At 43.1% G+C, this 26,482-nt stretch carries 23 protein-coding genes and 1 pseudogene; 12 read left to right on the plus strand and 12 right to left on the minus strand.

Annotation, left to right across the window (positions count from 1 at the left end; all coding sequences use genetic code 11):
- The 8 genes and pseudogenes from C1721_RS10920 to C1721_RS10955 all read left to right on the plus strand — a co-directional run.
- Positions 1–106, plus strand: a pseudogene (locus C1721_RS10920) (indolepyruvate oxidoreductase subunit beta); the annotation flags it as partial.
- A gap of 301 nt (positions 107–407) precedes the next feature.
- A complete protein-coding gene (locus tag C1721_RS10925; protein ID WP_102409418.1) occupies positions 408–914 on the plus strand; it encodes a TlpA family protein disulfide reductase in 507 nt (168 codons plus the stop codon).
- Between the two features lie 5 nt (positions 915–919).
- Positions 920–1,708 carry a 4Fe-4S binding protein gene (locus tag C1721_RS10930; RefSeq protein WP_102408373.1) on the plus strand — a complete coding sequence of 263 codons (789 nt, stop codon included), beginning with the start codon at positions 920–922 and terminating at the stop codon, positions 1,706–1,708.
- A 2-nt stretch (positions 1,709–1,710) separates the two neighbouring features.
- The gene (locus C1721_RS10935) at positions 1,711–3,450 is read left to right on the plus strand and encodes a bifunctional metallophosphatase/5'-nucleotidase (protein ID WP_102408374.1); all 1,740 of its coding nucleotides are present in this window, start codon (positions 1,711–1,713) and stop codon (positions 3,448–3,450) included.
- 115 nt (positions 3,451–3,565) lie between these two features.
- Positions 3,566–4,048 carry a hypothetical protein gene (locus tag C1721_RS10940; RefSeq protein ID WP_102408375.1) on the plus strand — a complete coding sequence of 161 codons (483 nt, stop codon included), beginning with the start codon at positions 3,566–3,568 and terminating at the stop codon, positions 4,046–4,048.
- Complete coding sequence (locus tag C1721_RS10945) at positions 4,045–4,398, plus strand: four helix bundle protein (protein ID WP_102408376.1); 354 nt, start codon at positions 4,045–4,047, stop codon at positions 4,396–4,398. Before C1721_RS10940 ends, C1721_RS10945 begins: the two co-directional genes overlap by 4 nt.
- A 36-nt stretch (positions 4,399–4,434) precedes the next feature.
- The gene (locus tag C1721_RS10950) at positions 4,435–5,655 is read left to right on the plus strand and encodes an RNA-directed DNA polymerase (RefSeq protein ID WP_102408377.1); all 1,221 of its coding nucleotides are present in this window, start codon (positions 4,435–4,437) and stop codon (positions 5,653–5,655) included.
- Between the two features lie 46 nt (positions 5,656–5,701).
- The gene (locus C1721_RS10955) at positions 5,702–7,075 is read left to right on the plus strand and encodes an MFS transporter (protein WP_102408378.1); all 1,374 of its coding nucleotides are present in this window, start codon (positions 5,702–5,704) and stop codon (positions 7,073–7,075) included.
- A gap of 14 nt (positions 7,076–7,089) precedes the next feature.
- Here C1721_RS10955 and gpmA read toward each other — a convergent pair whose 3' ends face one another.
- Positions 7,090–7,836 carry a 2,3-diphosphoglycerate-dependent phosphoglycerate mutase gene (gpmA, locus tag C1721_RS10960; RefSeq protein WP_102408379.1) on the minus strand — a complete coding sequence of 249 codons (747 nt, stop codon included), beginning with the start codon at positions 7,834–7,836 and terminating at the stop codon, positions 7,090–7,092.
- A gap of 118 nt (positions 7,837–7,954) precedes the next feature.
- Between gpmA and nikR the strand changes: the two genes are divergently transcribed.
- The 3 genes from nikR (at position 7,955) to C1721_RS10975 (ending at position 11,678) form a co-directional block, all read left to right on the plus strand.
- A complete protein-coding gene (gene nikR, locus C1721_RS10965; RefSeq protein WP_102408380.1) occupies positions 7,955–8,356 on the plus strand; it encodes a nickel-responsive transcriptional regulator NikR in 402 nt (133 codons plus the stop codon).
- An 86-nt stretch (positions 8,357–8,442) separates the two neighbouring features.
- On the plus strand, positions 8,443–10,329 hold the full coding sequence (locus C1721_RS10970) for a TonB-dependent receptor plug domain-containing protein (RefSeq protein ID WP_102408381.1): 1,887 nt from the start codon (positions 8,443–8,445) through the stop codon (positions 10,327–10,329).
- 56 nt (positions 10,330–10,385) lie between these two features.
- A complete protein-coding gene (locus tag C1721_RS10975; RefSeq protein WP_102408382.1) occupies positions 10,386–11,678 on the plus strand; it encodes a DcaP family trimeric outer membrane transporter in 1,293 nt (430 codons plus the stop codon).
- On the opposite strand, the gene C1721_RS16120 is transcribed toward C1721_RS10975, so the two are convergent.
- From C1721_RS16120 to gldB, 4 genes are all read right to left on the minus strand, one after another.
- Entirely contained in the window at positions 11,675–11,827 is a 153-nt protein-coding gene (locus C1721_RS16120) for a hypothetical protein (RefSeq protein ID WP_159063576.1), read from the minus strand. The genes C1721_RS10975 and C1721_RS16120 overlap by 4 nt on opposite strands.
- Positions 11,828–11,841: 14 nt before the next feature.
- Complete coding sequence (locus tag C1721_RS10980) at positions 11,842–13,413, minus strand: ClC family H(+)/Cl(-) exchange transporter (protein ID WP_102408383.1); 1,572 nt, start codon at positions 13,411–13,413, stop codon at positions 11,842–11,844.
- Between the two features lie 121 nt (positions 13,414–13,534).
- Entirely contained in the window at positions 13,535–15,157 is a 1,623-nt protein-coding gene (locus C1721_RS10985; RefSeq protein WP_102408384.1) for a sialidase family protein, read from the minus strand.
- 218 nt (positions 15,158–15,375) lie between these two features.
- Positions 15,376–16,365 carry a gliding motility lipoprotein GldB gene (gldB, locus tag C1721_RS10990; RefSeq protein WP_102409420.1) on the minus strand — a complete coding sequence of 330 codons (990 nt, stop codon included), beginning with the start codon at positions 16,363–16,365 and terminating at the stop codon, positions 15,376–15,378.
- Between the two features lie 106 nt (positions 16,366–16,471).
- Between gldB and C1721_RS10995 the strand changes: the two genes are divergently transcribed.
- Positions 16,472–17,794, plus strand: a complete 1,323-nt coding sequence (locus C1721_RS10995; RefSeq protein WP_102408385.1) for an MATE family efflux transporter — start codon at positions 16,472–16,474, stop codon at positions 17,792–17,794.
- A gap of 225 nt (positions 17,795–18,019) precedes the next feature.
- On the opposite strand, the gene C1721_RS11000 is transcribed toward C1721_RS10995, so the two are convergent.
- The 7 genes from C1721_RS11000 to C1721_RS11030 all read right to left on the minus strand — a co-directional run bounded on the left by C1721_RS11000 (position 18,020) and on the right by C1721_RS11030 (position 26,474).
- A complete protein-coding gene (locus C1721_RS11000; RefSeq protein ID WP_102408386.1) occupies positions 18,020–19,945 on the minus strand; it encodes an NAD(+) synthase in 1,926 nt (641 codons plus the stop codon).
- A gap of 69 nt (positions 19,946–20,014) precedes the next feature.
- Entirely contained in the window at positions 20,015–21,346 is a 1,332-nt protein-coding gene (locus C1721_RS11005) for an MATE family efflux transporter (protein ID WP_199830432.1), read from the minus strand.
- An 87-nt stretch (positions 21,347–21,433) separates the two neighbouring features.
- Positions 21,434–22,198, minus strand: a complete 765-nt coding sequence (locus tag C1721_RS11010) for a peptidylprolyl isomerase (RefSeq protein WP_102409422.1) — start codon at positions 22,196–22,198, stop codon at positions 21,434–21,436.
- 16 nt (positions 22,199–22,214) lie between these two features.
- Positions 22,215–22,886 (minus strand): peptidylprolyl isomerase, encoded by a 672-nt coding sequence (locus C1721_RS11015; protein ID WP_102408388.1) that lies wholly within the window; start codon positions 22,884–22,886, stop codon positions 22,215–22,217.
- Positions 22,887–23,010: 124 nt separating this feature from the next.
- Positions 23,011–23,913, minus strand: coding sequence for a glycosyltransferase family protein (locus tag C1721_RS11020; protein WP_102408389.1), 903 nt, complete (start codon positions 23,911–23,913; stop codon positions 23,011–23,013).
- 94 nt (positions 23,914–24,007) lie between these two features.
- A complete protein-coding gene (locus C1721_RS11025; RefSeq protein WP_102408390.1) occupies positions 24,008–26,008 on the minus strand; it encodes a glucosidase family protein in 2,001 nt (666 codons plus the stop codon).
- 259 nt (positions 26,009–26,267) lie between these two features.
- Complete coding sequence (locus tag C1721_RS11030; protein WP_102408391.1) at positions 26,268–26,474, minus strand: hypothetical protein; 207 nt, start codon at positions 26,472–26,474, stop codon at positions 26,268–26,270.
- Positions 26,475–26,482 lie beyond the last annotated feature (8 nt).

Genomic DNA, 26,482 nt, shown 5'->3' on the forward strand with positions numbered 1-26,482 from the left:
AGAAGCCGGCATCCGCCGTATCTTTGGACGTAAGGGCGAAGACATTGTAAATATGAACCTAAAGGCATTGAAGGCCGGTTTCGATGTGGCCCAAAGTGTGCAATAGTGTTGTTAGGGCAGGTAAACTGCCTGTTGTTTTTGTTTGAAGCGTCTATGGCTTTTGCCATGGGCGCTTTTTGATTATAACCGGTACGCCTTTATGTGAATAATTCCAGACCTTGGAGAGTTATAACTCCAGACACTCTGCAAGCATAACTCCAGACACTCTGCAGTTATAACTCCAGACTCTCTGTAAGCATAACTCCAGACTCTCTGGAATTGTATATCGTTAAAAAACACCGCCGCCACACTCGTTTATTCTCACAGGAAAATGTATCTTTGCCTTAAATATTAAACGACAAATGATTATGAAGAAGTACTTGCTATCCTGTATCATGCTCCTGTCCATCCTGTCTGCCGGAGCGCAAAATAACGGCGATATCGTAAAAGTTGGAGATACGATGCCCGCTTTTACAATCGTTTCGGATGACGGAACCCAGCTCCGCTCATCCTCCCTCAAAGGCAAAGTTGTACTGGTGAACTTTTTTGCTACCTGGTGTCCTCCATGCCAAAAAGAACTGGCTGAGATACAAAGCACACTATGGCCTAAATACAAGGATAACGATAAGTTCAAACTGCTGGTGATAGGCCGTGAACATTCCGATTCCGAACTGGCCAAATATAATGAGAAGAAAGGCTTTACCTTCCCTTTGTATCCGGATAAAAACCGTGCCGTCTATGGCGCGTTTGCAACGAGCCTGATTCCCCGCAGCTACCTGATAGGTAAGAATGGGAAAGTGATAGCCGCTACATCCGGCTACACCGAGGAAGAGTTTGCCGGTTTGATGAAAGAAATAGAGGATGCTTTAAAATAACAGCCATGCATTACAACAAAGTCCACTTAATCTACTTTTCTCCTACCCACACCTCGGCAAAGATTGCCTATGCCATTGCCGAAGGACTAGAGGCCGACACTTTTTTTGAAACGGATATAACACATGAAGCTCCGGAGCATATCGAAAATATTGAAGAAGAGCTAACCATTATTGCCGTCCCCGTTTATGGCGGAAGAGTGGCGGAAACAGCCATTGAACGTTTGCAGAAGTTCAGTGCCCATAACACGCCGGTAGTCCCGGTGGTAGTATATGGCAACCGCGATTATGACGATGCCTTGAAAGAGCTTTGCGATACGGTTTCCAAGCTGGGATTTATCCCCGTTGCCGCCGGAGCGTTTATCGGTGAGCATTCCTACAGCCGGGAGAATATGCCGATTGCTGCCGGCCGTCCCGATGCCGCCGACTTGCAGAAGGCTACGGAGTTTGGCAAGGAAATCATGAAGAAGGTCAGCTCCATACAGTCTCCGGAAAGCATATCTGCGGTACAGGTGAAAGGCAATTTTCCCTATAAGCAGAAAGGGCCTTCTACTCCACAAGCCCCTGTTGTCGACGACAGTTTGTGTACACTGTGTGAATATTGCATAGATGTATGTCCTACCCATGCCATTTCAGTTCGAGACGGAGAGATGTTCAGCAACCCTGAATACTGTATAAAATGTTGTGCCTGCGTAAAAGACTGCCTCGAAGGCGCTCGCACGTTTGATACCCCTTATACGGCAATGCTCCATGCCAATTTTAGTGCACGCAAAGAACCCGAACTATTTATTAAATAATCATGAAACAACTTAGACTTCTTTTCTTACTGTTACTTGCGGCATGTACTGTTTCGGCAGCTACACGCGAAGTGAAACTAAAGTTTATAGAAACAAGTGACATACACGGCAACTATTTCCCCTACAACTTTATCAACAAGCAAGAATGGGGCGGAAGCCTGGCCCGGGTGTATAGCTTCGTTCAGGAAGAACGTAAAACCTATCATGATAATCTTATTTTAGTGGATAACGGTGATATCCTTCAAGGGCAGCCATCCGCCTATTATTATAATTATATAGATACAGTATCTACCCATATTACTGCCGATATGATGAACTACATGGGCTATGTTGCCGGGAATATGGGAAACCATGATGTTGAGACGGGCCACGACGTATATGACCGCTGGATCAGTCAATGCAACTTCCCCGTGCTAGGGGCTAATATTATACGTACTTCCGATGGCAGTTCCTACCTGAAACCTTATGAGGTGATAGAGCGGGAAGGCGTTAAAATTGTCATTCTCGGCATGATTACCCCCGCCATTCCCGCGTGGCTTTCCGAGAATCTATGGGCAGGGCTTCATTTTGACGATATGGAAGCTACCGCGCGTAAATGGATGGAGATAATCCGTGAGAAAGAAAAACCGGATGTTGTAGTAGGTCTTTTTCATTCAGGGAAAGATGCCGGTACGATGATGAATAAATATCGTGAGAATGCTTCGGAAGAGGTAGCCCGCAATGTGCCCGGCTTCGATTTCATCCTGATGGGGCACGATCATCGCCGTTCATGCAAGAAGATTATGAATGTGGCGGGAGATTCCGTTCTTATTATTGACCCTGCGAGCAACGGAAATGTTGTTGCCGACGTGGATATGGTACTAACCGTAGATAACGGACGCGTTACAGGGAAAAAAGTGCAAGGTGCCTTGTCTGATATAAACAAGTATACGCCTAGTCCGGATTTTATGCAGAAGTTTGCAAATCAATATAGTGAAGTGAATGATTTTGTATCTCGTAAAATAGGAACGTTTACCGAGTCAATTACCGTACGGCCTGCTTACTTTGGCCCGTCTGCATTTATAGACTTTATCCATACGTTGCAATTACAGCTTACCGGTGCGGATATCTCTTTTGCCGCTCCTCTCTCTTTTGATGCGACAATTCATAAAGGGGTTGTGGAAGTGTGCGATATGTTTAACCTGTATAAGTATGAGAATATGCTTTATACCATGATGCTTTCGGGTGCTGAGATAAAAGGCTTCCTGGAAGAATCGTATGCCATGTGGAGCAACCGGATGAAGTCTCCTGACGATCATCTTTTGCTTTTGAAGAAAAGGGAGGGAGAAGCTAATGGCTACATGTTTGCTAACTTTAGCTTTAACTTTGATTCGGCGGCAGGTATTTTGTACACGGTAGATGTTACTAAACCGGCAGGAGAGAAGATAACGATATTGAGTATGGCCGACGGCACTCCTTTCAAGATGGATAAAATGTATAAAGTGGCTTTGAACTCATATCGTGGGAATGGCGGTGGCGAACTGCTGACGAAAGGCTCGGGCATCCCTGTTGAACAACTGAAAGACCGTATAGTTGCTTCAACGGATAAGGACCTCCGTTTTTATATGATGAAGTATATAGAGGAGAAAAAGACACTTTCTCCACAGCCTTTGAATCATTGGAGGTTTATCCCGGAAGAGTGGACAGTCCCTGCTGCTCGTAAAGATTCTGTATTATTGTTTAGAGATAGCTATAAGAGATAGAAACTGTTATAAAATTCTTCTTGAAAAACATCATGATGGAATATATCAAAACCATCGTGATGTTTTTTTTATTTAGTTACCTTTGGCATTAATTTATCAACAAAATAATTTATGTATGAATTTGAAAGATAAGATTGAAGCGGAATCTACAAACGATGCTATTGTTTTCTTACACAAGGAAGGGATGTTCTGGAAAGCCTATGAGTGGTCGGCTATGCGTTTTGTGAAAGAGATAAAAGCCTATAAGCTGTTGAAGCGATATATTAAGACGTTAAAGACCGATATCGTTTCGCTTGGCTTTCCCAGCCATTCGCTGGAAGATGTTTTGTCCGGAAAAGAATATACGCAGATAGACGATCATTTGGTATCCGTTAAGACAGAGTTTGTATATTCACTTGAAGAATTTGAAGAGTGGAAATCTCTGATACCTTTGATTGAAGACACAGCGGCTACCGGTATCCCTCATGTGCCTTCTTCCGGTCTGACCGCTACGGAGCGTGAGGTTATCAACCAGTTAATGTCTTTTAGTGTTGAGACTGCCTCTCCTATACAGTGTATGATGTTGGTTTCTAATTTGCAAGTTTTGTTGAAAAAATGATATACGATAATCTTCCTGTATATAAAGCCACATACGATTTACTATTGATGATTTTCCAGTTGAACCGGAACTTTCAGCGTGATTATCGTTATACATTAGGAGAGAATATAAAAAATGAATTAATAAACTTGTTGGTTTGTATCTATAACGCCAATTCAAACTCGCAAAAAGCTCCTATACTGGCAAAAGCACGTGAACATGTAGTCATCATCAAATTACAGATACGTTTACTTATGGACTTGAAGCAAATTAGTATAAAGCAATATGCTGCTGCTGCCGAACTCATAGAGTCTGTATCGAAACAACTAACGGCGTGGCATAAGTCCAGTGATAAACTAGTCAAACAGTAATAGTCATAGTTCTTATTGATAGGGTAAAATGTTCAGATGGAATTAATAGAAGATGTTTTTAAAGCCTATTATGATGCTCGTAAAGGAAAACGGAATTCTACCAATCAGCTTCGGTTTGAAATGAATCTGGAAGAAAATCTGGTGGAACTTTATCATGAAATAAAAGAACGTCGATACCAAGTGGGGCGTAGTATCTGTTTTATGGTAGACTATCCTGTTAAGAGAGAAGTTTTTGCTGCGGACTTTAAAGACCGTATAGTTCATCATTTACTATTTAATTACATATCTCCTATCTATGAACGGATTTTTATAGATGACTGTTATTCGTGCCGTAAAGGGAAAGGAAACTTATATGGTATTAAACGGTTGGAAAAACATATCCGCTCATGCTCATTGAACTATACACAAGACTGCTATATATTAAAGCTGGATCTGGCGGGATATTTTATGAATATCAATCGACAGAAACTATATGATATATTAGTCAGGATTCTTAATAAGTATAAAGATTTTCCCATGCCGAATGGCATACATTGGGGAGATTCTGATGAGTTTGATTTAGTAATGTATCTTTTGCCAATAGTTATCATGAACGATCCGGTAAAGAATTGCTATCGTAAAGGTTCTTTGTCAGAATGGGAGGGGCTACCCCCAAACAAAAGTCTTTTCCATTCTCCCGAGGGCTGTGGAATACCTATTGGGAATCTTACATCACAGCTATTCAGCAATGTCTACCTGAATCAGTTTGACCAGTTTGTAAAGCGTACCTTGTGTATGAAGCATTACGGACGTTATGTAGACGATTTCTATTTGGTGCATGCTGATAAACGTTTTTTACTCTCTTTAGTTCCTTTGATCCGTGATTATTTGTGGAACGAACTCGATATAACACTTCATCCTAAAAAGATTGTATTGCAATCCTATCAGAAAGGCGTTGTTTTTCTGGGAGCTGTGGTTAAACCATATCGTACTTACATACATAACCGTGCAACCCGTAAATTTAAGAATGAGTTGTATTTATGGGAGAAACGATTGGCTAATACCCCCGATCCTCCTAAATCCATGCTGTTGCAGATGCGGGCTTCCATTAATTCGTATCTTGGCATTATGCGGCATTTCCGAACAATGAACCTTAAGCGGAGAATACTGGAAAACCGTCCATTCCTTTATAAATACGGATATTTCAACAATCGGATGGAGAAGTATATATTGCTTAAAGAGCATTTGATTAAAAAGTCTTATCCTTTTGAACCCTGACTGTTTCCGGTCTGTTTCATAGGCAAAACAGACTGGATATACAGCAATGAGTGATAAAACATCTGTGCAGGACGGACTTCCTGTTCCTAGCCGTTACTGGGCTATTTTAGCAATTGCTTTAGGAATAACCGTATCTGTGTTGGACGGTGCAATTGCGAATGTTGCGCTTCCTACAATCGCAGGCGACTTACATACAAGTCCGACACTTTCTATATGGGTGGTCAACGCCTATCAGTTAGCTATTACTATATCTTTGTTATCCCTGTCATCAATAGGCGAGATATGGGGATACAGGAAAGTGTACACGTACGGATTATTGCTGTTCAGCTGTACCTCATTGGCGTGCGCTTTGGCCGATTCATTGGTTACATTAATTATTGCCCGTACGTTACAGGGGTTTGGTGCGGCAGCGATCACCAGTGTTAATACGGCGTTGATACGTATTATTTACCCCAAACGTTTTCTTGCACGGGGAATGGGTTTAAATGCACTGGTTGTATCTGTTTCTGCTGCTGCAGGACCTACTATTGCCGCCGGTATCCTGTCAGCTGCCAACTGGCCCTGGCTTTTTGCCGTTAATATACCTGTCGGATTGACTGCTCTGTTATTGAGCTATAAGTTTCTGCCTCCGAATCCGGTAGTAGTAAAGGGAAGACGTTTCGATGTGCCCGGCGGCTTGCTTAATGCTGTAACTTTCGGCTTGCTGATAGCCATTATAGAAGGATTCACGCATGATGTCAACATCTTTATAATCCTGGCAGGGGTGCTTATCGCTGCTTTTTCGGGGTATGTGTATATTCGTAGGGAGATGAAGGAAGACTATCCATTATTCCCCGTAGATTTGCTAAAGATACCTGTCTTTTCCCTCTCTATCTTAACATCTGTATTCTCCTTTATTGCCCAGATGCTGGCAATGGTATCTTTGCCGTTCTTTCTCCAGCGCGTGTTGGGCAAAGACGAAGTAGCTACCGGATTGCTGTTAACCCCCTGGCCTCTGGCTACCATGTTGTTTGCTCCTTTAGCCGGTATTCTGTCTGATAAGATTAAAGCGGGATTATTAGGTGGTATCGGAATGATTATCTTTGCCATTGGTCTGTTTTTATTGGCTACCATGCCAACACACCTTTCCGATACGGAGATCATTTGGAGAATGGCGGTATGCGGATGTGGCTTCGGTTTGTTCCAGACTCCGAACAACAGCACTATTATAGCATCTGCCCCTGATAATCGTGGCGGAGGAGCCAGTGGTATGTTGGGCACAGCCCGTTTGATGGGACAAACCATTGGCGCCTCGCTGGTTGCTCTGATGTTTAAAGTATTTCCCGGACACAGCATGCACACCTCTCTTCTTCTTGGCTCTTTTCTTGCTGTTGTTGCGGCTGTGATAAGTATGTTAAGGGTTAGTAATCGGATGAAATGACAAAGTAACTGCCGTTACTTCTTTTTCCCCTGGTTGGCTACGGCCTCCATCAACTTGCGGATTTCTTCCGGATCACCGAGGAAATAATCATTTACCAATTTCAGGTCATCGTCAAATTCAAAGACATACGGAATGGCTGTCGGTAGATTCAAGCTTACTATATCTTCATCGGATATATGTTTCAAATATTTGATAATACCTCTCAGGCTATTGCCGTGTGCTGCCACGAGGATTTGGTTTGCTGTTCTTAATGTTGGGAAAATAACCTCTTTCCAGTATGGCAGGATACGTTCCACCGTATCTTTCAATGACTCCGTACGGGGAAGCTCTTTTTCGGGAACATTCCGGTAACGGACATCAAACAACGGGTTACGCGGATCGTTTTCCAACAAAGGAAGAGGGGCTATATCATAGCTTCTTCGCCAGATAAGGACTTGTTCGTCTCCATATTTTTCGGCAGTTTCTGCCTTGTTAAGCCCTTGCAACATGCCATAATGCTTTTCATTTAAACGCCAGCTTTTCTCCACCGGAATCCAATCCTGATCCATGCTGTCAAGTACGCAATTCAGAGTTTTCACGGCGCGTTTCAGGTATGAAGTGTAGGCCTTGTCAAACAAGAATCCTTTTTCCCTCAATAGCGCACCTGCCTTATAAGCTTCCTGTACACCTTTTTCTGTCAAATCTACATCCGTCCAACCTGTGAAACGGTTTTCCTGATTCCATATACTTTCGCCGTGACGAAGCAATACTATACTTTTCATATTTACTTTGTTTTAATATTAACCTTATATAATGTAACAATATAGAAGCCTGAAAAGATTTCCGTTCGGATTTGAAAAAATCCTTATCTTTACATCCGGTTTCTAAATAAATGATGTTATGGCATTAAAACGTTTTGGTGTATCACTGGAAGACAACCTGCTGGAATCTTTGGACCAGTATGTGGAAGAGAACGGTTTTGCAAATCGTTCACAGGCAATCCGTTTCCTGATAGAGAAAAACGTAGCAGAGAAGAAGTGGCAGTGTAATCACATTGTAGCCGGTACTATCATTATTATGTATGATCAGGCAAAGAAAGACATCTACTCTAAAATGATTACCATCGAGCAGGCATACAAAGACGTCATCCTCTCTTCTTCTCAATATTACATCAACCAGAATTTCTGTTTACATATCGTTACGGTTATGGGAACAGCTCACAGTCTTACGGAATTATCCGACCGCTTAACTACGCTTAAAGGAATTAAACATGGAAAATTAGTAATGAGCCGTGCTGATTGATTCCTTTTTTTATCTCAAAAGTAACACGAATAACTAAAAAGGTGTTACTTTTGTCTTCGTGTTAGACCGTTAATCACAAGAAACAGATGAAAAAAGAACTTTTACTTTGTGCCGGACTCTTGTCCGTAGTAGCATCGTATGCTACAGATATAGAAAAAATCGACAGTCTGGTTAATTTACATGGGGTCGTTGTAACGGCAAACCGTATACAGGTAAACCGCAATAGCGTTCCTTTATCCATCTCTGTTATAAATCGCGCGGAGATAGAGTCCAGTAGTGAATCGGCTTTGCTTCCTGTCCTGTCGCAGAAAGTGCCGGGACTGTTTGTCACCCAGAAAGGTATCACAGGTTTTGGTGTCTCCACAGGCTCGGCCGGTGCAGTAAATATCCGTGGAGTAGGCAGTGGCAATAAAGTCTTGATGTTGTTCGACGGTCAGCCGCAATGGGCAGGCGTGTTCGGACATGCGTTGCCCGATACATACGTAGCGTCGGACGTTGAGAGGGTGGAAGTTATCCGTGGACCGGGTTCCCTTATCTACGGATCGAATGCGATGGGAGGTGTCGTTAATATCATTACCCGTCAGCATACTCAGGAAGGCCGACGCACGCAAGCACGTGTGATGTTCGGTTCTTACAACACCCAGAAATATATGGTGAACAATGGTTATAATGTTGGAAACTTTAGCAGTTTCATATCTATCAACCACGACCGTACAGACGGTCACCGTCCCAATTCCGAGTTTCATATCACTAATGGCTTTGTGAACTTGGGATATAAAATAGACAAGCATTATAATGTCTCGGGCAACCTGAGCCTTGCTAAGTTCAAGAACCACAATCCCGGAGAGATTACCGCCCCGAAGATAGACAACGTAATGGATATCCTTCGTGGAACTACCTCTTTAGGTATAGAGAATCATTACGATAAGGTAAGTGGTGCATTCCGTGTATTCTATAATTGGGGAGACCATGATATCAACGACGGTTACAGGGAAGGCGCAACTCCCAGTCCTTTTATTTTCCGCTCGGACGACCACAACACAGGCATTCAGTTTTATCAATCGTTCCGTCTCGTGGAAGGAAACAGTTTCACGGCAGGCGTAGACTATAAGAACTGGGGAGGGCATGCCTGGAACGACAGTATCAAAGGGCCGCGCGGAGAAGTGGTAGACAAGACGGTTAACGAAGTTGCCGGATATGTAATCATGCAACAAGACCTGTTCGACAAACTGAGCCTTAATGCCGGCGTACGTTATGAGCACAGTTCGGCATACGGCAACCAGTGGATACCACAGACCGGTTTCGCTTTACGCCTGTTTGAAGGTAATACTATTAAAGGATCATTTTCCAAAGGTTTTCGTAGCCCTACGCTACGGGAGCTATACATTTCGTACCTGCCATATTCAAAGGCAAATCCGGACTTGTTGCCCGAAAGCATGCTTAATTATGAGCTGTCGGTAGGACAAAGTTTCCTTGACAACCGTTTTTCCGCCGAACTTACCGCCTTCTATATAGACGGAAAGAATATGATAAGCGCGGTAAGCGGCCAGTTGCAGAACATAGGCCGTTTCTATAATAAAGGAATAGAAGTGGAAGCACGCTATCAGATTCTCTCTAACCTGGGTTTCGATGCCAATTATAGCTATCTATACACAAACCAACCCATCGAAGCAGCCCCGTCGAACAAGTTTTATGCCGGAGCTACCTATTCACCGGGCCGGTTTACCTTTAACCTGAATGTGCAGTCGATATCCGGATTGTATGTCCGGGTAGATAATAGAGATGCCTCCAATAATTTAAAAGAAAATTATACCTTGTTAAATGCACGGGCGGCGTATCGTTTCGGCACGGAACAGAAGGGCTTGAATTTATTCGTGAAGGGAGAGAATCTTACAGCCGCACGTTACCAGATCAATTTTGGATACCCAATGCCAAAGGCTGTTTTTATGGGAGGAGTGGAAGTAACTTTCTAAACCTTTTCACTTCATAGTTGTTCAAACTAGGTAATAAATCTAAACAATGAACATCTATGAAACTATTTTTACAAGGAGCAGCCATGCTGCTGGCCGCCGGACTGGCCGCCAACGCCCATGCACAGGGCAAGACTCAGAAAGTGATTATTGAAGATGATGATCCGAATGCAATTATGCTGGTCACCATTGATAACGCCGGGGATGAGATCGTGAAGGTAATGAACGAAACTCAACCCCAGCGTTTTCACGATCCGAAAGCACCCCGCTTTATTCTTACGGATCAGAAGGGACGCTTTGCTCTCGGTATTGGCGGATACGTGAAAGCTACCGCCGAGTACGATTTCAACGGTATCTCGGACGATGTGGATTTCTATCCTTCTCTTATTCCCAACAGGGGACAGACTAACGCACGCAATCAGTTCCAGATGGATGCTACCACCAGTACGGTTTTCTTGAAGCTGGTAGGACGCACCAAGAACCTGGGAGACTTTGTAGTATATACCGCAGGGAACTTCCGTGGAGGTGACAAGGTGTTTGAATTGCAGAATGCCTACGCATCCTTCCTCGGGTTCACGCTCGGATATGACTACAGCCTGTTTATGGATGCTGCCGGAGCGCCTCCTACCATAGACTATGCCGGTCCTGCGGGGATGGCCTTCCATCGTGCCACACAGTTCCGTTACGAACACACTTTTATGAACTGCTTGAAAGCCGGAGTAGGAGTGGAGATGACCGTTGTAGACGGTATTACCAACGCTAATGAGCATATCGGCGTACAGCGTGCACCGAGTGTTCCCATATATCTGCAATACAATTGGAACAAAGCTAGTCACCTGCGTGTTGCCGGGATATTACGCGGTATGTCATACGATAACCTGTCTGCCGATAAAATGGAATCGGAAACAGGTTGGGGTATATTGGCTTCCACTACTTTCAATCTGGGTAAGCGTGTACAGTTATTCGGACAAGGTGTCTATGGAAAAGGTATCAGCCAGTATATGAACGACATCAGCAATCTGAATGTAGATATTGTACCAGATCCCGAAAAGCAAGGCAAAATGCAGGTTTTGCCTATGATGGGATGGTATGCCGGTATGCAATACAACATCACCCGGAACCTGTTTGTATCCGGAACTTATAGCCAGTCCCGTCTTTACAGTGAGAAGGATTATCCGCAAACTCCGTCCGAACAATACCGCTACGGACAATATCTGGTAGCTAACATGTTCTGGAATATTACGCCAAACTTGCAAGCCGGTGTTGAATACCTGCGTGGATGGCGTACGGACTTCGACGACATAACCCGTCATGCAAACCGCATAAACCTGTCTGCACAATTCAACTTCTAGACCGGTTCTACCTCCTGGTTGCCCGGAACAAAAGAAACTGCCTGCAACAGCATCCCCACTATCTGAGGGATACCGTTGCAGGCAGAATTGTTTATAGGAACAGGCAAACAATGTAATCTCCACTTATATTGATTACCGTAGATTGCCATGTATCATTCTTGAATCAATAAATATTGGCCATGCTTACCAGCGGTTCATATAACTTCTCGATGTCTTGAGCATCTATTTCTATTTCCACCTGATCTCCCGGAATAAGTGTAAGTCCTTGTGTAGGCAGGCTTTTTCGGTCACGGCGTACGCTTTTGATTATGCAATGCTCAGGAAGGGTGAGTTTATCCACCAGCTTTCCATCAAAATAAGAACCATACATGATCTCCACAGCCAGACTGTATCGCTGCTGCTCGCGATATTGAGGCATGGAAATCATCTCGTCATACAACACGACGTTGAAAGGCTTTATCTGCAACAGTTCCGTGAAGTAATAAGTGAGGCCGCCTACAATAATGGAAGGGTAAAATACATCCAGATGCCCTGTCATTTCAGTAATTAATACAATCCCGGTAAGTGGGGTACGTACAACGGCAACGAGGAATCCCACCATGCTTATCAACATAATATAGCTGATGTTCTCCTGACCTATAAATCCATGGCTCACCAGCAACAATGCCACTACCTGTCCGAACAATCCGCCTGTCACCAGCGTAGGAATGAAGTTTCCGCCCGGTAATCCGGATGAGAAGGAGAAGGCGGTGAATACCAAATGGATCATCATCATAGCCATAACCCATAACACAGGCTTGTAGCTGTCCATAGCCTGAGCAATAAGAAACTGTTCTCCGCCGCCGGTCAGGTTTATTTCAGTTAGTGAAATAACATAAGCCATTATCAGCAGGTAAAGCAGTTTAATATATACAGGTTGTTTGAGGCGCGGGTACATCTGTTTGCTCCATAATGTGAATGTAGAGTATAACTTGGCGAAAACGGATATTACTACCGCCAGCAACAGAAACAATTTGAATTGTTCCAGCATCGGCAGCGAGGGAGCAATGGCGTCTATTTTAAAATAAGGATTCACAGGAAAGAAGAATCCGGCAACGCCGCCTGCCACTACGCCTGCCAGAAGTGTAGTAATAGCGGTCTTGGGTGCATCGAACCGTTCGATAGATTCGATAACGAGCAACGATGAAGCAAGCGGAGCTGCAAAGGCGGCTGCCAGTCCCGCTCCTGCTCCTGCAGCCAGTAATTGCTTACGTTCGCCGGACAGTACCCGTCCCCATTTGGACACAAGATTGCCTATGTATGAGCCGATCTGTACGCAAGGACCTTCGCGTCCCAATGATAGCCCGGCGCTCAACGCCATTACCCCTCCGAAGAATTTGGCAATAAGTTGTAGCAAAGGATTCTTGTATGTAATGCGTCCGTTTATTACTCCACGTGTCTGCGGAATGCCTCCACCGGTGATAAGCGGCATCTTTTTAACCAGCCATGCTACGAACAGGAGGACTCCCCAAAGCAGGGGAAACAGCAGCAGGTGCAGATACCAGTGAGGATTAGAATCGAAGAAAGCCTTACGGCTGTCGAAGAAAAGTTGCAATAAATAGCGATAGGGCACTGCTACCATACCGGTAAGCAGTCCCACAAAAATACTCACGAAGTACAGACGTGCGTCAATGAGTTTCAGTTTTAATATACGCCATTTGCCGAGCTTTTTTAAGTCTGAGATCTTCCAATCCATTCTTGTTGTACTGTATTTCAGTATGATTACGGTAATACAACAATTCCGCGCGGATTGGGTTTGCCGGCTTCACGACAAACAAAGATTATTAACAGAAACCAATATGGAGCAGTGGCCTGTACTATTGGATCAGGTCTGTAAGTTTTACTGCCTGAAAGGTCATGTGCGCTACGCTGGATTCATAGAAGATTCCTACGGTTTCTTTATCTATCATCGAGAGGCAGGTGTAGCCCCATCCTTCACCTTCATCCAGCATGACCTGGTGCTCGGCAGGCCATGTAAGTCCGCCGTCCAGACTGGCTTTGATGGTGATGTGGTTGCGTCCCTTCGTCGTGTTGGGGTTGGAAAAGAGCAGGAGCTTCTTGCCGGTGACGTTATCTTCGGCATCTACTTTGATAAGGCTTGCCATACAGATAGGCTCCTGTAACGCATGACGGCTGGAGGGATGTTCTTCCCAAGTCTTTCCCAAGTCTTTGGTAATGGCAACTGCACGGCTGCCTCCACGGTTATCGCGCATGTTAAGCATGATAACTCCGGACTCTACTTCCACTGCTTGAGCTTCGGTAGTATTGGTACGTGCCAGGTTGTGTAGATGCCAGGTTTTTCCGTGGTCTTTGCTGTACATGATGCCGGCATTGGGTACGCGGGTGGCGTCGATAAACTGAACGGGGAAAACCAAAGTCCCGTCGTACATGGTAATACCTCGTCCCGGACCTTGCAGAAGAAAGTACCAGGAAGGGTCTTTTACCTGTGAGGTGATGTTGATGGGTTCACTCCATGTTTGTCCGTCGTCTTCGCTTTTTACGAGCATCAGTTGTGCGGTTTCATCCGGACTCATGCCCGGCATGGAGTTCCACCAGGCACGTTCATTTCCCATACCATGAGTCCATGCGGCAACAATCCAGATGGTGTTTGTTTGTTCGTCTACCAGAATGGAAGGATCGCCTACGCCGTTTTGTGCGTGAGGAAGTCCGCCTGCTTCTCCCATAGTCATGGCTACGCGCATTGGCTCCCAGCTTTGTCCCTTGTCGGTACTGCGGCTTATGCCTATGTCGACCTTTTCCTGAAGATCGGTGCTGCTGTTATAACGGATGTCGTAAACACCTAGCAGTGTTCCGTTGTTAGTTGTAACAAGTCCCGGTATACGGAAGGCTGCCGAACCATCGTCTCCTGCCTGGCGTACACCGATACCAACACGGCGCAGGTCTGCTTTTCCTTTCCAGGAGATTACAGCCGGCTGATTGTTGATGATAGCTTTAGGTAATGTTGCCGATATTTTGGTCAGTAAGGAGGTCTGCGGATTCATCTCGATGCTTATCCAGTAGTAGTTTACGCCGTTTATCATGGGCTGTGTGGTGGTTAGGGTAATGTCGTTGGAGGGATGTTTCACTTCATCCTTGATAACCGAATAAGAAGGGTTGGCCTTTCTTGTCCAATCACGACTGTGGCTGGATATGTAAGTAACCGGACTGAAATGTTCTCCGCTTTTTGAAGGCGCTTCCACTCCTGCATAAAAAAGGCGGACGGATTTAATATCTTGTGTGTTTACCTCTTTGCCGAACTGCAAGGTAAGTTTGTTCAATATATCTCCCTTTTTGGCAGGAATGCGTATCTCGAATAATACATTGTCCGTGCGGTCTGTCAATAGGGGAATTTGCGGTTCGTGTACAAACAGAGTATCGGTTGCAAACGAGAACAGACGGAAGACGGTTAAGAAACTCAGTAGTAGAAAAAGTTTTTTCATGAATTCAATGTGTTTGATGATATTAGTACATGCGTTCGATATTATGAGGCTAAAGATAAGTTATTTCAGACAATTGCCAAAGAAAAGACGGAAAGTGTCTAAACCTTTTCCGTCTCCTTGTGTTATAATGATATAGTGTTTTTCATGGTATTAGAATTAAGTTAGATTAGGTTATCCGTCTTGTTCGTGAGAATAGGGCGGTTTTCCTTTTTCCGGGATTATGGTTTGTATTTGGATGCTTCCAGAATACTCTGGGCATCGTTATTCTGCATAAGCGCTTCCGGAGTGCTTCCTGTTTCCTTCATATATTTATTGATGATTTGCCAACCTATCCAGCTTCCCAGATTACCGGGCGCTTCATTGGTTAGATAAGTGGAAGGAGAGTCTTCAAAGTACATGGAAGTCGTCATATGGTCGGGGGTATACAAATGCTTACGCTCTATCATCGCTTTCCAGATCGATTCTTCATGCTTCTGACACCATTCCAGGTTCTGTTCGGTATAACCCAGCAGGTCTGCCGGTGCTAAGTTGGGTAAAGCCTGGCTTAACAGGTACTTTATCTTGCCTTCATATATCATACGGTCCAGCAATACATTGTCTTTTCCTACAAAAGGATATTCGGACATGAGCCATCCCGCCAGGTAGTCCGGAACGATATTACTGCGTTGCATCTTTTGCAATTGGAAGTTATAGAAGAAGTCTTGATATAACGGATAGTCTTTCCCCATATATTTATCAATGGAAATAGACAGCAGGCTATCTCCAACCAATACGTTTTGGTTAAGTCCGGAGATGTGCATATAAACTGCCGGTATTTGCATTGTCGGGAAATTAGTATGCAAATAGGCAAAACCTTCGGTTAGGCCTTCTTCTATATCTGAAACAGTATCGTATTGAGTAATTGCATCTTTGTACAGTTCCTTCAAAGTTGGTTCCGAATAAAAACTGAGGAGCTTCGGAAAAAAGTTGGGATCATCCGGCGTTTGTAAGTTCAGGATTCCTTTGCCTAATACATCCAACATTTGAAGATAGGTTTGTTTTAGCTCCTGTTGTTGCATAGTATCGCCCGAATTGATGAAATCGAACAGTTCTTTATCAAAACGCTGAATGTGTATGGGGGTGGCAATCGTATTGGTTGCCGTATTCTGTCCGGTACAACTGAGCAGGGCTGCCGAAAAAAGTATTGTCAGAAAAGTCTTTGCTATCATCTTTTTAAATATATAATATGATATATGTGAAACGGTTCTATTTCTTTTATATTGTATAAACAGTATCAAATCATTACCTTTGCGTCCCTTTTTAACAGACACTATCATGCAGTATACGAATAAACAAATATTACAGATTACCTATCCGGTATTAATCAGCTTGCTAATGGAGCATCTTATCGGGCTGACGGATACGGCTTATCTTGGGAGAGTGGGAGAGGTGGAGTTGGGTGCTTCGGCTTTGGCGGGTGTCTATTATCTGGTGATTTATATGCTGGGCTTTGGTTTCAGCATAGGGGCTCAAGTATTGATTGCCCGTAGAAACGGCGAGCAGGAGTACTTGAAAATAGGCCCGGTATTTACGCAAGGAATCTTGTTCATGCTTTTGTTGGCTGCTATATTATTTACTTTATCAAATGTATATTCGCCTGTATTGTTACATAAGCTGATAGGTTCGGAAGATATTTACCAGGCTACGATGAAGTATATAGACTGGCGCGTGTATGGCTTCTTCTTTTCTTTCATGGCCGTTATGTTCAGGGCTTTTTATGTGGGTACTACGAATACGAAAATATTGACGGCCAATTCCGTAGTAATGGTATTGACAAATGTTATCCTGAATTATATCCTGATATTCGGCAAGTTCGGATTCCCGGCTTTGGGAATTGCGGGGGCAGCTATCGCTTCTTCTGTTTCGGAAGCTGTTTCAGTACTCTTCTTTATTCTGTATACATGGCTGAAAGTGGACTATAAGAAATATGGGCTGTTCCGTTATACAGGAGTGGATTTCCGGATGCTCCATCAGATTCTGGGCGTTTCTATTTGGGTGATGATACAGCATGGCATTGCTTTTTTCGGTTGGTTTATCTTCTTTATCGCGGTGGAACATTTGGGTGAACGTCCGCTTGCTGTAACGAATATTGTACGTAGTATATCTTCTTTTCTGTTTATGTTTGTGAATGCTTTTGCCTCTACCAACAGCTCTTTGGTAAGTAATTTGATTGGTGCGGGAGAAACGGAACAGGTAATGAAGCTTTGCCGGAGAATGATACGTATCTGTTACTGCTTCGTGTTGCCTATTGCTTTGATATTTGCCCTTTTCCCTGAGTTGGTGTTACGTATTTATACCGACAACCAGGCTTTGATAACGGATTCGGTTGCTTCTTTGTGGGTGATGCTGTCTTCGTATCTGCTGGCTGTTCCGGCATTTGTATTCTTTCTTAGTGTCTCCGGTACGGGAAATACGCGTGTTGCTTTGATTATAGATATAGTGAGCATATCGGTATATGTACTTTATACATTCTATATAGCAGTATGGCAAAAAGCCGATATTGCTGTGTGTTGGACTACTGAATATGTTTATAATCTGCTGATACTTTCTTCCTTCTATTACCTGTGGAAAGGAAATTGGAGAAACAAGAAGATTTAATATAACCGGATACATATTACTGTTTGCCGTTAAATAGCTAAGGAATTAATGCCAACGTCACTTCTTTTTAACTGAAAATAGATATCCTGATACCTTTTTCACCCGGGTAGACAAGCTTGTTGACCTGGATGCGTAAGCTTGTTTACCCGGCTGAAAAAGCTTTTCCGGCAGGGTAAACAAGAGAAGATGTGCTATCTTCGTATCTAAATTGTATAATGGATCGTACTAAGAGATGCCCTCTAACTCCTTTAACCATAGGGTGGCCATTGCATCACTCGGCATACGCCAGTCTCCACGGGGAGAGAGGCTGATAGAACCTACCTTAGGACCATCAGGAAGACAACTGCGTTTGAATTGCTGCTGGAAGAATCGCCGGAAGAAGACAGACAGCCATTTTTTTATCGTAATCTTATCATACGTACCGTTAAAGGCTATTTGTGCCAGATAGTATATCTTTGACGGACAAGAGCCAAAGCGTAGAAAATGGTAAAGGAAAAAGTCGTGTAATTCATAAGGTCCTACCAGGTCTTCTGTTTTTTGCTTTATATTTCCGTTCTCATCCGCCGGAATCAATTCCGGACTGATAGGAGTATCTACAATATCCAACAATGTATGCCGGGAGGCATCATCTACTTTATTATAAGCTACCCACTCAACCAGATATTTTACCAAAGTTTTGGGGATGCTGCCGTTTACACCATACATTGACATGTGGTCGCCGTTATAAGTGGCCCATCCCAAAGCCAGTTCGGATAAATCACCAGTGCCTATCACCAGTCCGTTCTCCTGATTGGCTACATCCATCAGTATCTGGGTACGTTCGCGAGCCTGGCTGTTTTCATAGGTCACGTCGTGTGTGTCTATATCATGCTCTATATCTTTGAAATGCTGGATGCAAGCATATTTAATTGAAATCTCTTTTAGGGTGACACCTAAAGAACGAATCAGATTCACGGCATTGTTATAGGTTCTGCCGGTAGTACCGAAGCCCGGCATGGTGATTCCTGTTATTTGATTGCGTGGCATGTTAAGTGCATCGAATGTCATAACCGTAACCAGCAGCGCCAATGTAGAATCCAATCCTCCGGATATACCAACCACCGCCGTTTTCGCATGCGCATGACGGATTCGTTTTGCCAGTCCGGCTACCTGGATATGGAATATCTCTTCGCAACGTTCTTTCAATGCATCGCCGGCAGGAGTGAATGGATGTGGGTCTACAGCGCGTGTAAGATTGCCGGAGAAACCGCGTAGCTTTACAGGTATAACCGTACAGCTTTTTTGTGAAAGTTCTGCAATCCCTTGCATAAAACTGGTGTTTATCAGCCGGTCGTTTTGCAGGTTTTGGATGTCAATCTCACTGATAATAAGTTGTTCATCCATGCAGAAACGTTCCGATTCATTCAATATGTTACCATTCTCCGCAATAATACCGTTGCCTGCAAATACCAGGTCGGTGCTCGATTCGCCGAAGCCTGCCGAAGCATAGATGTAACCGGCCAGGCAGCGCGCGGATTGCTGTGTAATTAATGAACGTAAATAATGATGTTTACCTATCAGTTCATTACTTGCGGATATGTTGAACAGAAGGTTAGCCCCCTGCATTGCCAACCCGCAACTGGGAGGTATCGGTACCCATAAGTCTTCGCATATTTCAATGCCTATCTTGATGTCGTCTTGTCCGAAAATAAGATGCCGGCCTAGCGGATACGTTTCATTGTTGATAAGGATGGCATCGTTGTTCAGGTCGTTTGCCGAAGTGAACCAACGTTGTTCCTGAAACTCTTTATAGTTAGGAAGGTATGTTTTTGGTACAACGCCTAGTATTTTCCCCTGCTGAAAAACAACGGCCGCGTTGATTAACCGATTCTCTGTTACCAGCGGACAACCCACGATAGTAAGCAGGGCCAGTTCTTTTGTTTTGTCTATTAATTGCAGTAATGCTTGCTGTGCGTTATATAGCAGTGCCTGTTGGGCAAACAGGTCGAGGCAGGTATAGGAGGTGACGGATAATTCGGGAAAAGCGATGATCTGTACTCCTTCTTCCGAAGCTTTACGCATCAATCCTTCTATTTGTTGAATATTATAGAAACAGTCTGCTACCTGTACATGTGGTATGGCAGCGGCTACTTTAACGAATCCGTAATTCATAATCTTATCTTTGTTTAGCGACGCTCAAAGATAATGGTTTTTACCGAATTAGGCAGTAGCCCTGACTTATTACTTGTGTAAAGTAAGTTTGTTGAATCTTTTCCAAAGTAAAATGCCTAGTGTTGTAAGGCTGACAGGAAAGCCGCACCAGATGCCGAATGCTCCCCAATTGAATACAAACCCACATAGATAACCGATAGGCAAGGCTAATCCGAAATGGCAAACAAAAGCCATGTAGGCCATATATTTAACATCCGAGATGCCACGTAAGGCATTGGCGAATAATATTTGTAGCCCGTCGCCAAACTGATAGAGTATGGCCGAATAGGCCAGAAGTGCAACCATCCTGACTACTTCGTCTTCGGGTGTAAACAAATAGCCCATGTTATTACGGAACACGAATATAAGTACTACAACCATTATTGCTACAGCTGTGATGAGGTGTAACCCGGCAAAAGACGCTTGTCTGATATTCGTGTAATCATGCCAGTTCTTATATCTGCTTACTCGTATTGTTACAGCAGCGGCAATACCGTAATATACCATGAAACCTAATGTTGTTATTACTCCTAAAACCTGATGTGCTGCCAATGCCGTACTTCCTATCCAACCCATCATTATAACGCTTAAACTGAAAGAGCCGGTTTCTACTCCCATCTGCAATCCAACGGGAAATCCTAACCGTATCAAGTTCCGTAGATTGGTACGGTTAATAGCCCCCTTCCGGAATCCTTCCATGTATTTCCGGTATCTGTTATGGTGGGTGAACAGATAGAAGAAAACTGCAAAAGTGATGATACGGCTTGCCAGGGTAGATATCCCGGCACCGGTTAACCCCAGCTCTGGTATTCCTGCATGACCGTATATCAAGAAGTAATTGCCTATGATGTTTAGCACATTTGCGCTGAGCATGATCCACATAGGGGTTAGAGTATCTGTTGTCCCATCGCTGAATTGTTTAAAGGAATTGAACAACATAGCAAAGAGTATGGAAAATAATTGCAGTATATAATAGGGTATAATATAAGGTATCAGTTCTTCGGGTTGGTTTAACATGTCGATGTTAAACAGCAAAAGCAACATACAAAGACTGAGTAATACGCCGACTATAAAATTAATAAACAGACTGTTCTTTAGGGTCTCGCCGGCTTTGTGGTAATCTTTTCCTGCGAACAGGCCTCCGATAATGGGAGTTAGTCCGTATGAAAACCCCATGCCGAAGATAAATGCCAGGTTGAAGAAATTGTTTACAAAGGATGCGGCAGCCAGTTCGTTCGTGCTGTGATGGCCTACCATGATATTGTCGGCAAATCCCACGATGATAATACCCAGTTGTCCCAACATAATGGGAACACCCAAACGAATGGTTTCTTTGTAATGCTCTTTGTAAACGGATTGCATGAGGAATGGACGTATATACATATTTATGGCATACAAATGAATAAGGCTTTGAGCCGGTATTATCTGTATGCCATTATAAATGTCGTGTTACAATATTTCAACGGAATTGATAATAATATTTTCGGTAGGACGGTCTTGTTTGTTGGTTTTTACATGCTGGATATTATCTACAATGTCCAATCCGTCTACAACTTCTCCGTAAACTGTGTATTGATTATCCAGAAAAGGTACGCCTCCGGTTGTTGTATACACTTTGCGTACTTCGGGAGTCAGTTTTGTTTCATCCTTACGTTTTTCAGCTTCTAATTCGGTCTTGCCGATCAATGTATCTTTAAGGATTGCCAATTCTTCTTTGTTTCCGCTACGGTAAAGCTTCATAATCTTCGATTTGTTTTCTGCTTGCAAGCGGGCAAAAATAGATTGTTTCAGATGATTCTCCATTTGCTTTTCCAGTTGCCCCAGTTCACTCTCTTTATATACTTTACCTGTTACGATGTAGAATTGGGATGCGGAAGAAGCCTTCTCAGGGTTTACTTCATCACCGGTACGGGCTGCACATAGCGCTCCTTTTTTATGGAAGTACTTCGGATAAAGGAATTCTGCCGGAACGGTATAGCCCAAGTCTCCTGCACCTAATTGTTTGGTAATGGGGGCATCTTTTGATGTTATATCACCGCCTTGTATCATAAAGTCTTTAATGACGCGATGGAACAAAAGCCCGTTATATTGTCCTTCTTTCACCAGTTTGATGAAGTTGTCACGGTGCAATGGCGTGTCATTATATAATTTTAGTTTGATATCTCCTTTGCTGGTGTGCATTACCACCCGTGTTTCTGTTGCTTGATTTTCCATGTTTATTTTACGCTCTTTATTTATCAACAATAGTCATCGTTTTAATCTTGATGTTTTTTAAAGGGCGGTCGTCTTCATTTGTTGCTGCAAATTGTATTTTATCTACCACTTTCATCCCTTTAACTACTTCTCCAAATACGGTATAGTTTCCATCCAGATGGGGTGCTCCGCCTTCCAGCATATAGGCTTCTTTCTGCTCGGGGGTAAGCGTAATACCGTTTTCTTTCTCCATTTTATCCAATTCCATTTCCGTATAAAACTTACCTGTTACGATATAGAACTGGGTTGCGGAGGAGGCTTTCTCCGGATTGATATCATCACCGGTGCGGGCGGCGCATAGAGCTCCGCGTTTATGAAAATATTTAGGATAGACAATTTCCGCAGGAATCGTGTATCCGGCATCACCGTCACCAAGATGTTGCTCTATCGGCGCATCTTTCGAGTTAATATCACCTCCTTGAACCATGAATTGTTTTATTATACGATGGAATAACAATCCGTCATAGCGTTTTTCTTTTACATTTTTAATAAAGTTATCCCTGTGTAAGGGTGTGTCATTAAATAACTTTACTTTAATCTTACCCATATCCGTATCAATCAGCACCAATGTCTCAGTCTCTTGCGCATGTATGGGATACAATGACAACATGAATACTGAAACAAACATCATTGTAAGAATCCGTTTCATATTAAATATATTAGGTTTATTGGAGGACAAATGTAAAAATAAATAAGACAAAACGAGCACAGATGAATGCGTATTTTAAATCCGCTCATCTGTGCTCTACTATAAATATTGTATATATATCTGCTTAAAACAGTTTGTTAGGATATTCTCCGGCGTCAACTAATGCCTGTATTTTATTAACTACATCTTGACGATCCGCGGCATATGTAACGCCAAACCATTTGGAAGTCGTATCCAACACTTTTACCCGTGCCGTGTTTTCGGTAATCAGTTTGTTTACCATCAATGGGATAAAGTATTCACTTTTTAAATTGCCCATGTTTGCTTTCAGAAACTCTTTGAAGTACTCTTCCGAATATTCAAAATAATCAGGAGTGAAGCCCCACATATTCATGGATACAGGGGTGTTTTCTTCCAATATGACTTTTTTACCGTTCTCGTCGATGAACTGGATATTTCCATCTATACGTTCGATGGCTGTGCGTTCAACAACTCCTGTAAGATAGCCTTCCGCATTTGTAGAGCAGACACCACGTGCAACAGAACCGCTTTCGCTTAGTGTATTACCTACACGATAGCCTACCATACAATAATCGTTTTTAGTCCCTGCCATTCCGGATAGCTGCTTTCCTAGTACGGCAAAACTATCTCGGCCATAGAAATCATCGGCATTAATAACGGCAAACGGCTCTTTGATCACATCCTTACCCATTAGTACGGCATGATTAGTTCCCCACGGTTTCTCACGTCCTTCCGGACAGGTGAAACCTTCCGGCAGGTCATTCACGTCTTGAAATACTACTTCTACCGGGATATGGTTCTCATATTTGGAAATGATTTTCTCACGGAAATCTTTCTCAAATGATTTACGGATAACGAATACCAACTTACCGAATCCACCACGGATAGCGTCAAAGATAGAGTAATCCATGATTGTTTCACCGTTAGGGCCTAAACCGTCTAATTGTTTTAATCCTCCATAACGGCTACCCATGCCGGCAGCCAAAACAAATAATGTTGGTTTCATAATGTTTTATTTTTGTATTTTTTATTTTGTTGGCAAAGTTAATAATTAATAGATATAAGATACCTTTAATGTTCACCTATTTTGTCTAGAGGGACTAAGGTAGCTTGACTGTTACAGTCTCTCCTTCATTTATTTTTTTATTCAGTAGCGTTTTGCTTCCGGCACATATATTTATGTCTATTTTATTGTTCTTGCGACTTATCTTTATATCAAAAGAAGAACCGAATGCTTTTACGTTCCTTAAATTCATTGTATCCCATTCTACCGGTAGGCGAGGGGTAAGTTTGAATGACTTCAAGCCGGTGGGTCGAATGCCAAACAGCCCTTCCGTTATGACACGGCAATATAATCCGCTTTCTGCTGATAAATGACGTTGGCTACCTTCCGGCCAAGCTTCAATGGCATATGGCACGTGTTCTCCTAAAAGCCGTTGGTTGGAATAGAACTTAAGATATTCTGTAGCCTTTTCGGTTTCTCCGCAGGCATATACGCCCCGTAGTGCATATAAAGTGGAACGATCCCAGTACGTTTCGCTGCCAGCTTGTGTCAACAGTCCGTCTTTTGTCCACAAACGAGGTGAAAACAAGGCTCGGATTGTTTCGTCCTTTCTGTCATAAATACCGACGGTAAGCGGTATGCAAATCCAGGAACGTAATACATCGTTGCCTTCATAATATTGGTAAGTGTCGAATCCTTCTACTTTAGCGCCGAAATATTCTTCAATGTTCTTACGGAGAGTCTTTGCTTGTTTCTCGTATGTAGACAATTGAACGGATGGCTTATGCAGGTCTTTTCCCAGATAAGCTGCCGAGATGAGGGCATCGTAATATAATGAAGAGGTACACAGGTTTGCTTTGCCGGCAGGAAAACGGTTTTCCAATTCATCGGCATCAGAGGCCACAACTCCTTTATCGTTAACTTGGCGACGGCAATATTCGAGGCACCATTCGATCAGCGGCCATAACTCTTCCGCCTCTGCTTTATCTCCTTTTGCTAAAGCATACCGGGCTGCTCCGTATGCAACCATTGCTGCATCACCCCGGTCTCCGGCTCCTCCCCAAGTGTCAAGTCCTTCTGCAATGATGGAACTGGGTATCTTATTATACGCCGGATTCATGAAACGGGCAAAGTGTTTAAAAGAGTTCAGAGCGGAAGCATTCCCTGTTTCATAACCCAGATAAGGGAAGAACGGATTAATATATTCAGCTTGGTCGTTTGCCCAGATGGCGGCATAATAGGATTCTCCTCCCGGACCGTGCAGCAATCCGCCCTTTGTGTCGTAGATACTTTCCGAGCCTCTAATCTTTGCAAATGCGAACATGGTGTTGATTTCCGTATCGGGAGTTTCCAGTATTAAGTTATTCCATAACTTGTCAATAAGGCTCTTGCGCGCTTGCAGTTCTTTTTCTATATCGGGCTTTATTTCGTTTTCTCCGGTTTTATATCCGGAGATGGAAGCATAGAAAATGATTTCTTCATTCGGTTGAAGTTGCCTTGCTGTAAAACCGATAATTTCTGATATTAATTTATAACTGCCGTTTACCCCTTTTGCAGGGTCTGTATTTATGACCGAACGTGAAGCCGGTATTTCTATGGAAGCACTGGCTGTTCCTGTGTTTTTCAGGATATATTTTTCATAAATAGCCGGATTAGATACGGAAGGGAAAATAACTCGGGTTAAGGTTATGTGGGTATTTCCGGGTAAAACAAATGAACTTTCTACGGTCATTGTTCCGTCGAGCGTTATTTTATTCACCTTTTCGTTTAATAATGATAGCCCGTTTACGGTAACCATCTCCGGTGCATTCCACGCAGAACGTCTCATCAAACTGGCATGGGTATTGTTGGGAATGGTGCGAAGCATAGGCCATACCATGCTTTTGTTTAATTCAAAAGAACCGTCCTTATTTACACCGTAACGCAGAACAGTTGAAACTTTTAATCCACTCATTTCAATATGATCGTAGTGAGGTAGACGATCTTTAATGTTCCATGAGATACTTCCATTGTCGTTAATCGCCCAACGATTTTGTGCAAAGAGCATACTTGAACATACACAAAAATAGAGAAATACAATATAAAATTGTCTTTTCATAATAATACTATTTATAGGCTATCTTTTATTTATGTATGCAAAAATCGTGAATTATTTAATGATATGCAATATCAAGGTTGGGTTTAGTGGAAAAATGTCCGGCTTTCTGTTGATCAGGTTAAATAACCATATCCAAATAAACAGCAAGTTATTTAAATAGGTAGAAAAACGTATTTCGGATAACCCCAAGTCACCTCAGAGTAACCAACAGAAAGCTTATGGACATTCGTCTGGTTTATGTTTGGAATATTCGTATTATTTAGTTGTATTCCGAAGATTCCTCTTCTTGAGAAGCTTGCCGGATTTGTATTATGCGTAATATGATCATAACAATGGAAAGTACACCTAATCCGCCCATTATTATGTTCTTTTCTGCCGCATTTGTAAAGTCACTGCTCCCTACTAATACTAAAATGATAAACGACAGCATCATAACTGCATCTACCAGATCTTTATTTATCTTCATCTTCTTAA

This window comes from Parabacteroides bouchesdurhonensis (assembly GCF_900186615.1).
Classification (GTDB): Bacteria; Bacteroidota; Bacteroidia; order Bacteroidales; family Tannerellaceae; genus Parabacteroides; species Parabacteroides bouchesdurhonensis.

Excerpts from the sequence above, each read along its gene's own strand:
- C1721_RS10925 (WP_102409418.1), top strand. The coding sequence starts at position 408 with ATGAAGAAGTACTTGCTATCCTGTATCATGCTCCTGTCCATCCTGTCT.
- C1721_RS10930 (WP_102408373.1), top strand. The coding sequence starts at position 920 with ATGCATTACAACAAAGTCCACTTAATCTACTTTTCTCCTACCCACACC.
- C1721_RS10935 (WP_102408374.1), top strand. The coding sequence starts at position 1,711 with ATGAAACAACTTAGACTTCTTTTCTTACTGTTACTTGCGGCATGTACT.
- C1721_RS10940 (WP_102408375.1), top strand. The coding sequence starts at position 3,566 with ATGAATTTGAAAGATAAGATTGAAGCGGAATCTACAAACGATGCTATT.
- C1721_RS10945 (WP_102408376.1), top strand. The coding sequence starts at position 4,045 with ATGATATACGATAATCTTCCTGTATATAAAGCCACATACGATTTACTA.
- C1721_RS10950 (WP_102408377.1), top strand. The coding sequence starts at position 4,435 with ATGGAATTAATAGAAGATGTTTTTAAAGCCTATTATGATGCTCGTAAA.
- C1721_RS10955 (WP_102408378.1), top strand. The coding sequence starts at position 5,702 with ATGAGTGATAAAACATCTGTGCAGGACGGACTTCCTGTTCCTAGCCGT.
- gpmA (WP_102408379.1), bottom strand. The coding sequence starts at position 7,836 with ATGAAAAGTATAGTATTGCTTCGTCACGGCGAAAGTATATGGAATCAG.
- nikR (WP_102408380.1), top strand. The coding sequence starts at position 7,955 with ATGGCATTAAAACGTTTTGGTGTATCACTGGAAGACAACCTGCTGGAA.
- C1721_RS10970 (WP_102408381.1), top strand. The coding sequence starts at position 8,443 with ATGAAAAAAGAACTTTTACTTTGTGCCGGACTCTTGTCCGTAGTAGCA.
- C1721_RS10975 (WP_102408382.1), top strand. The coding sequence starts at position 10,386 with ATGAAACTATTTTTACAAGGAGCAGCCATGCTGCTGGCCGCCGGACTG.
- C1721_RS16120 (WP_159063576.1), bottom strand. The coding sequence starts at position 11,827 with ATGGCAATCTACGGTAATCAATATAAGTGGAGATTACATTGTTTGCCT.
- C1721_RS10980 (WP_102408383.1), bottom strand. The coding sequence starts at position 13,413 with ATGGATTGGAAGATCTCAGACTTAAAAAAGCTCGGCAAATGGCGTATA.
- C1721_RS10985 (WP_102408384.1), bottom strand. The coding sequence starts at position 15,157 with ATGAAAAAACTTTTTCTACTACTGAGTTTCTTAACCGTCTTCCGTCTG.
- gldB (WP_102409420.1), bottom strand. The coding sequence starts at position 16,365 with ATGATAGCAAAGACTTTTCTGACAATACTTTTTTCGGCAGCCCTGCTC.
- C1721_RS10995 (WP_102408385.1), top strand. The coding sequence starts at position 16,472 with ATGCAGTATACGAATAAACAAATATTACAGATTACCTATCCGGTATTA.
- C1721_RS11000 (WP_102408386.1), bottom strand. The coding sequence starts at position 19,945 with ATGAATTACGGATTCGTTAAAGTAGCCGCTGCCATACCACATGTACAG.
- C1721_RS11005 (WP_199830432.1), bottom strand. The coding sequence starts at position 21,346 with ATGCAATCCGTTTACAAAGAGCATTACAAAGAAACCATTCGTTTGGGT.
- C1721_RS11010 (WP_102409422.1), bottom strand. The coding sequence starts at position 22,198 with ATGGAAAATCAAGCAACAGAAACACGGGTGGTAATGCACACCAGCAAA.
- C1721_RS11015 (WP_102408388.1), bottom strand. The coding sequence starts at position 22,886 with ATGAAACGGATTCTTACAATGATGTTTGTTTCAGTATTCATGTTGTCA.
- C1721_RS11020 (WP_102408389.1), bottom strand. The coding sequence starts at position 23,913 with ATGAAACCAACATTATTTGTTTTGGCTGCCGGCATGGGTAGCCGTTAT.
- C1721_RS11025 (WP_102408390.1), bottom strand. The coding sequence starts at position 26,008 with ATGAAAAGACAATTTTATATTGTATTTCTCTATTTTTGTGTATGTTCA.
- C1721_RS11030 (WP_102408391.1), bottom strand. The coding sequence starts at position 26,474 with ATGAAGATAAATAAAGATCTGGTAGATGCAGTTATGATGCTGTCGTTT.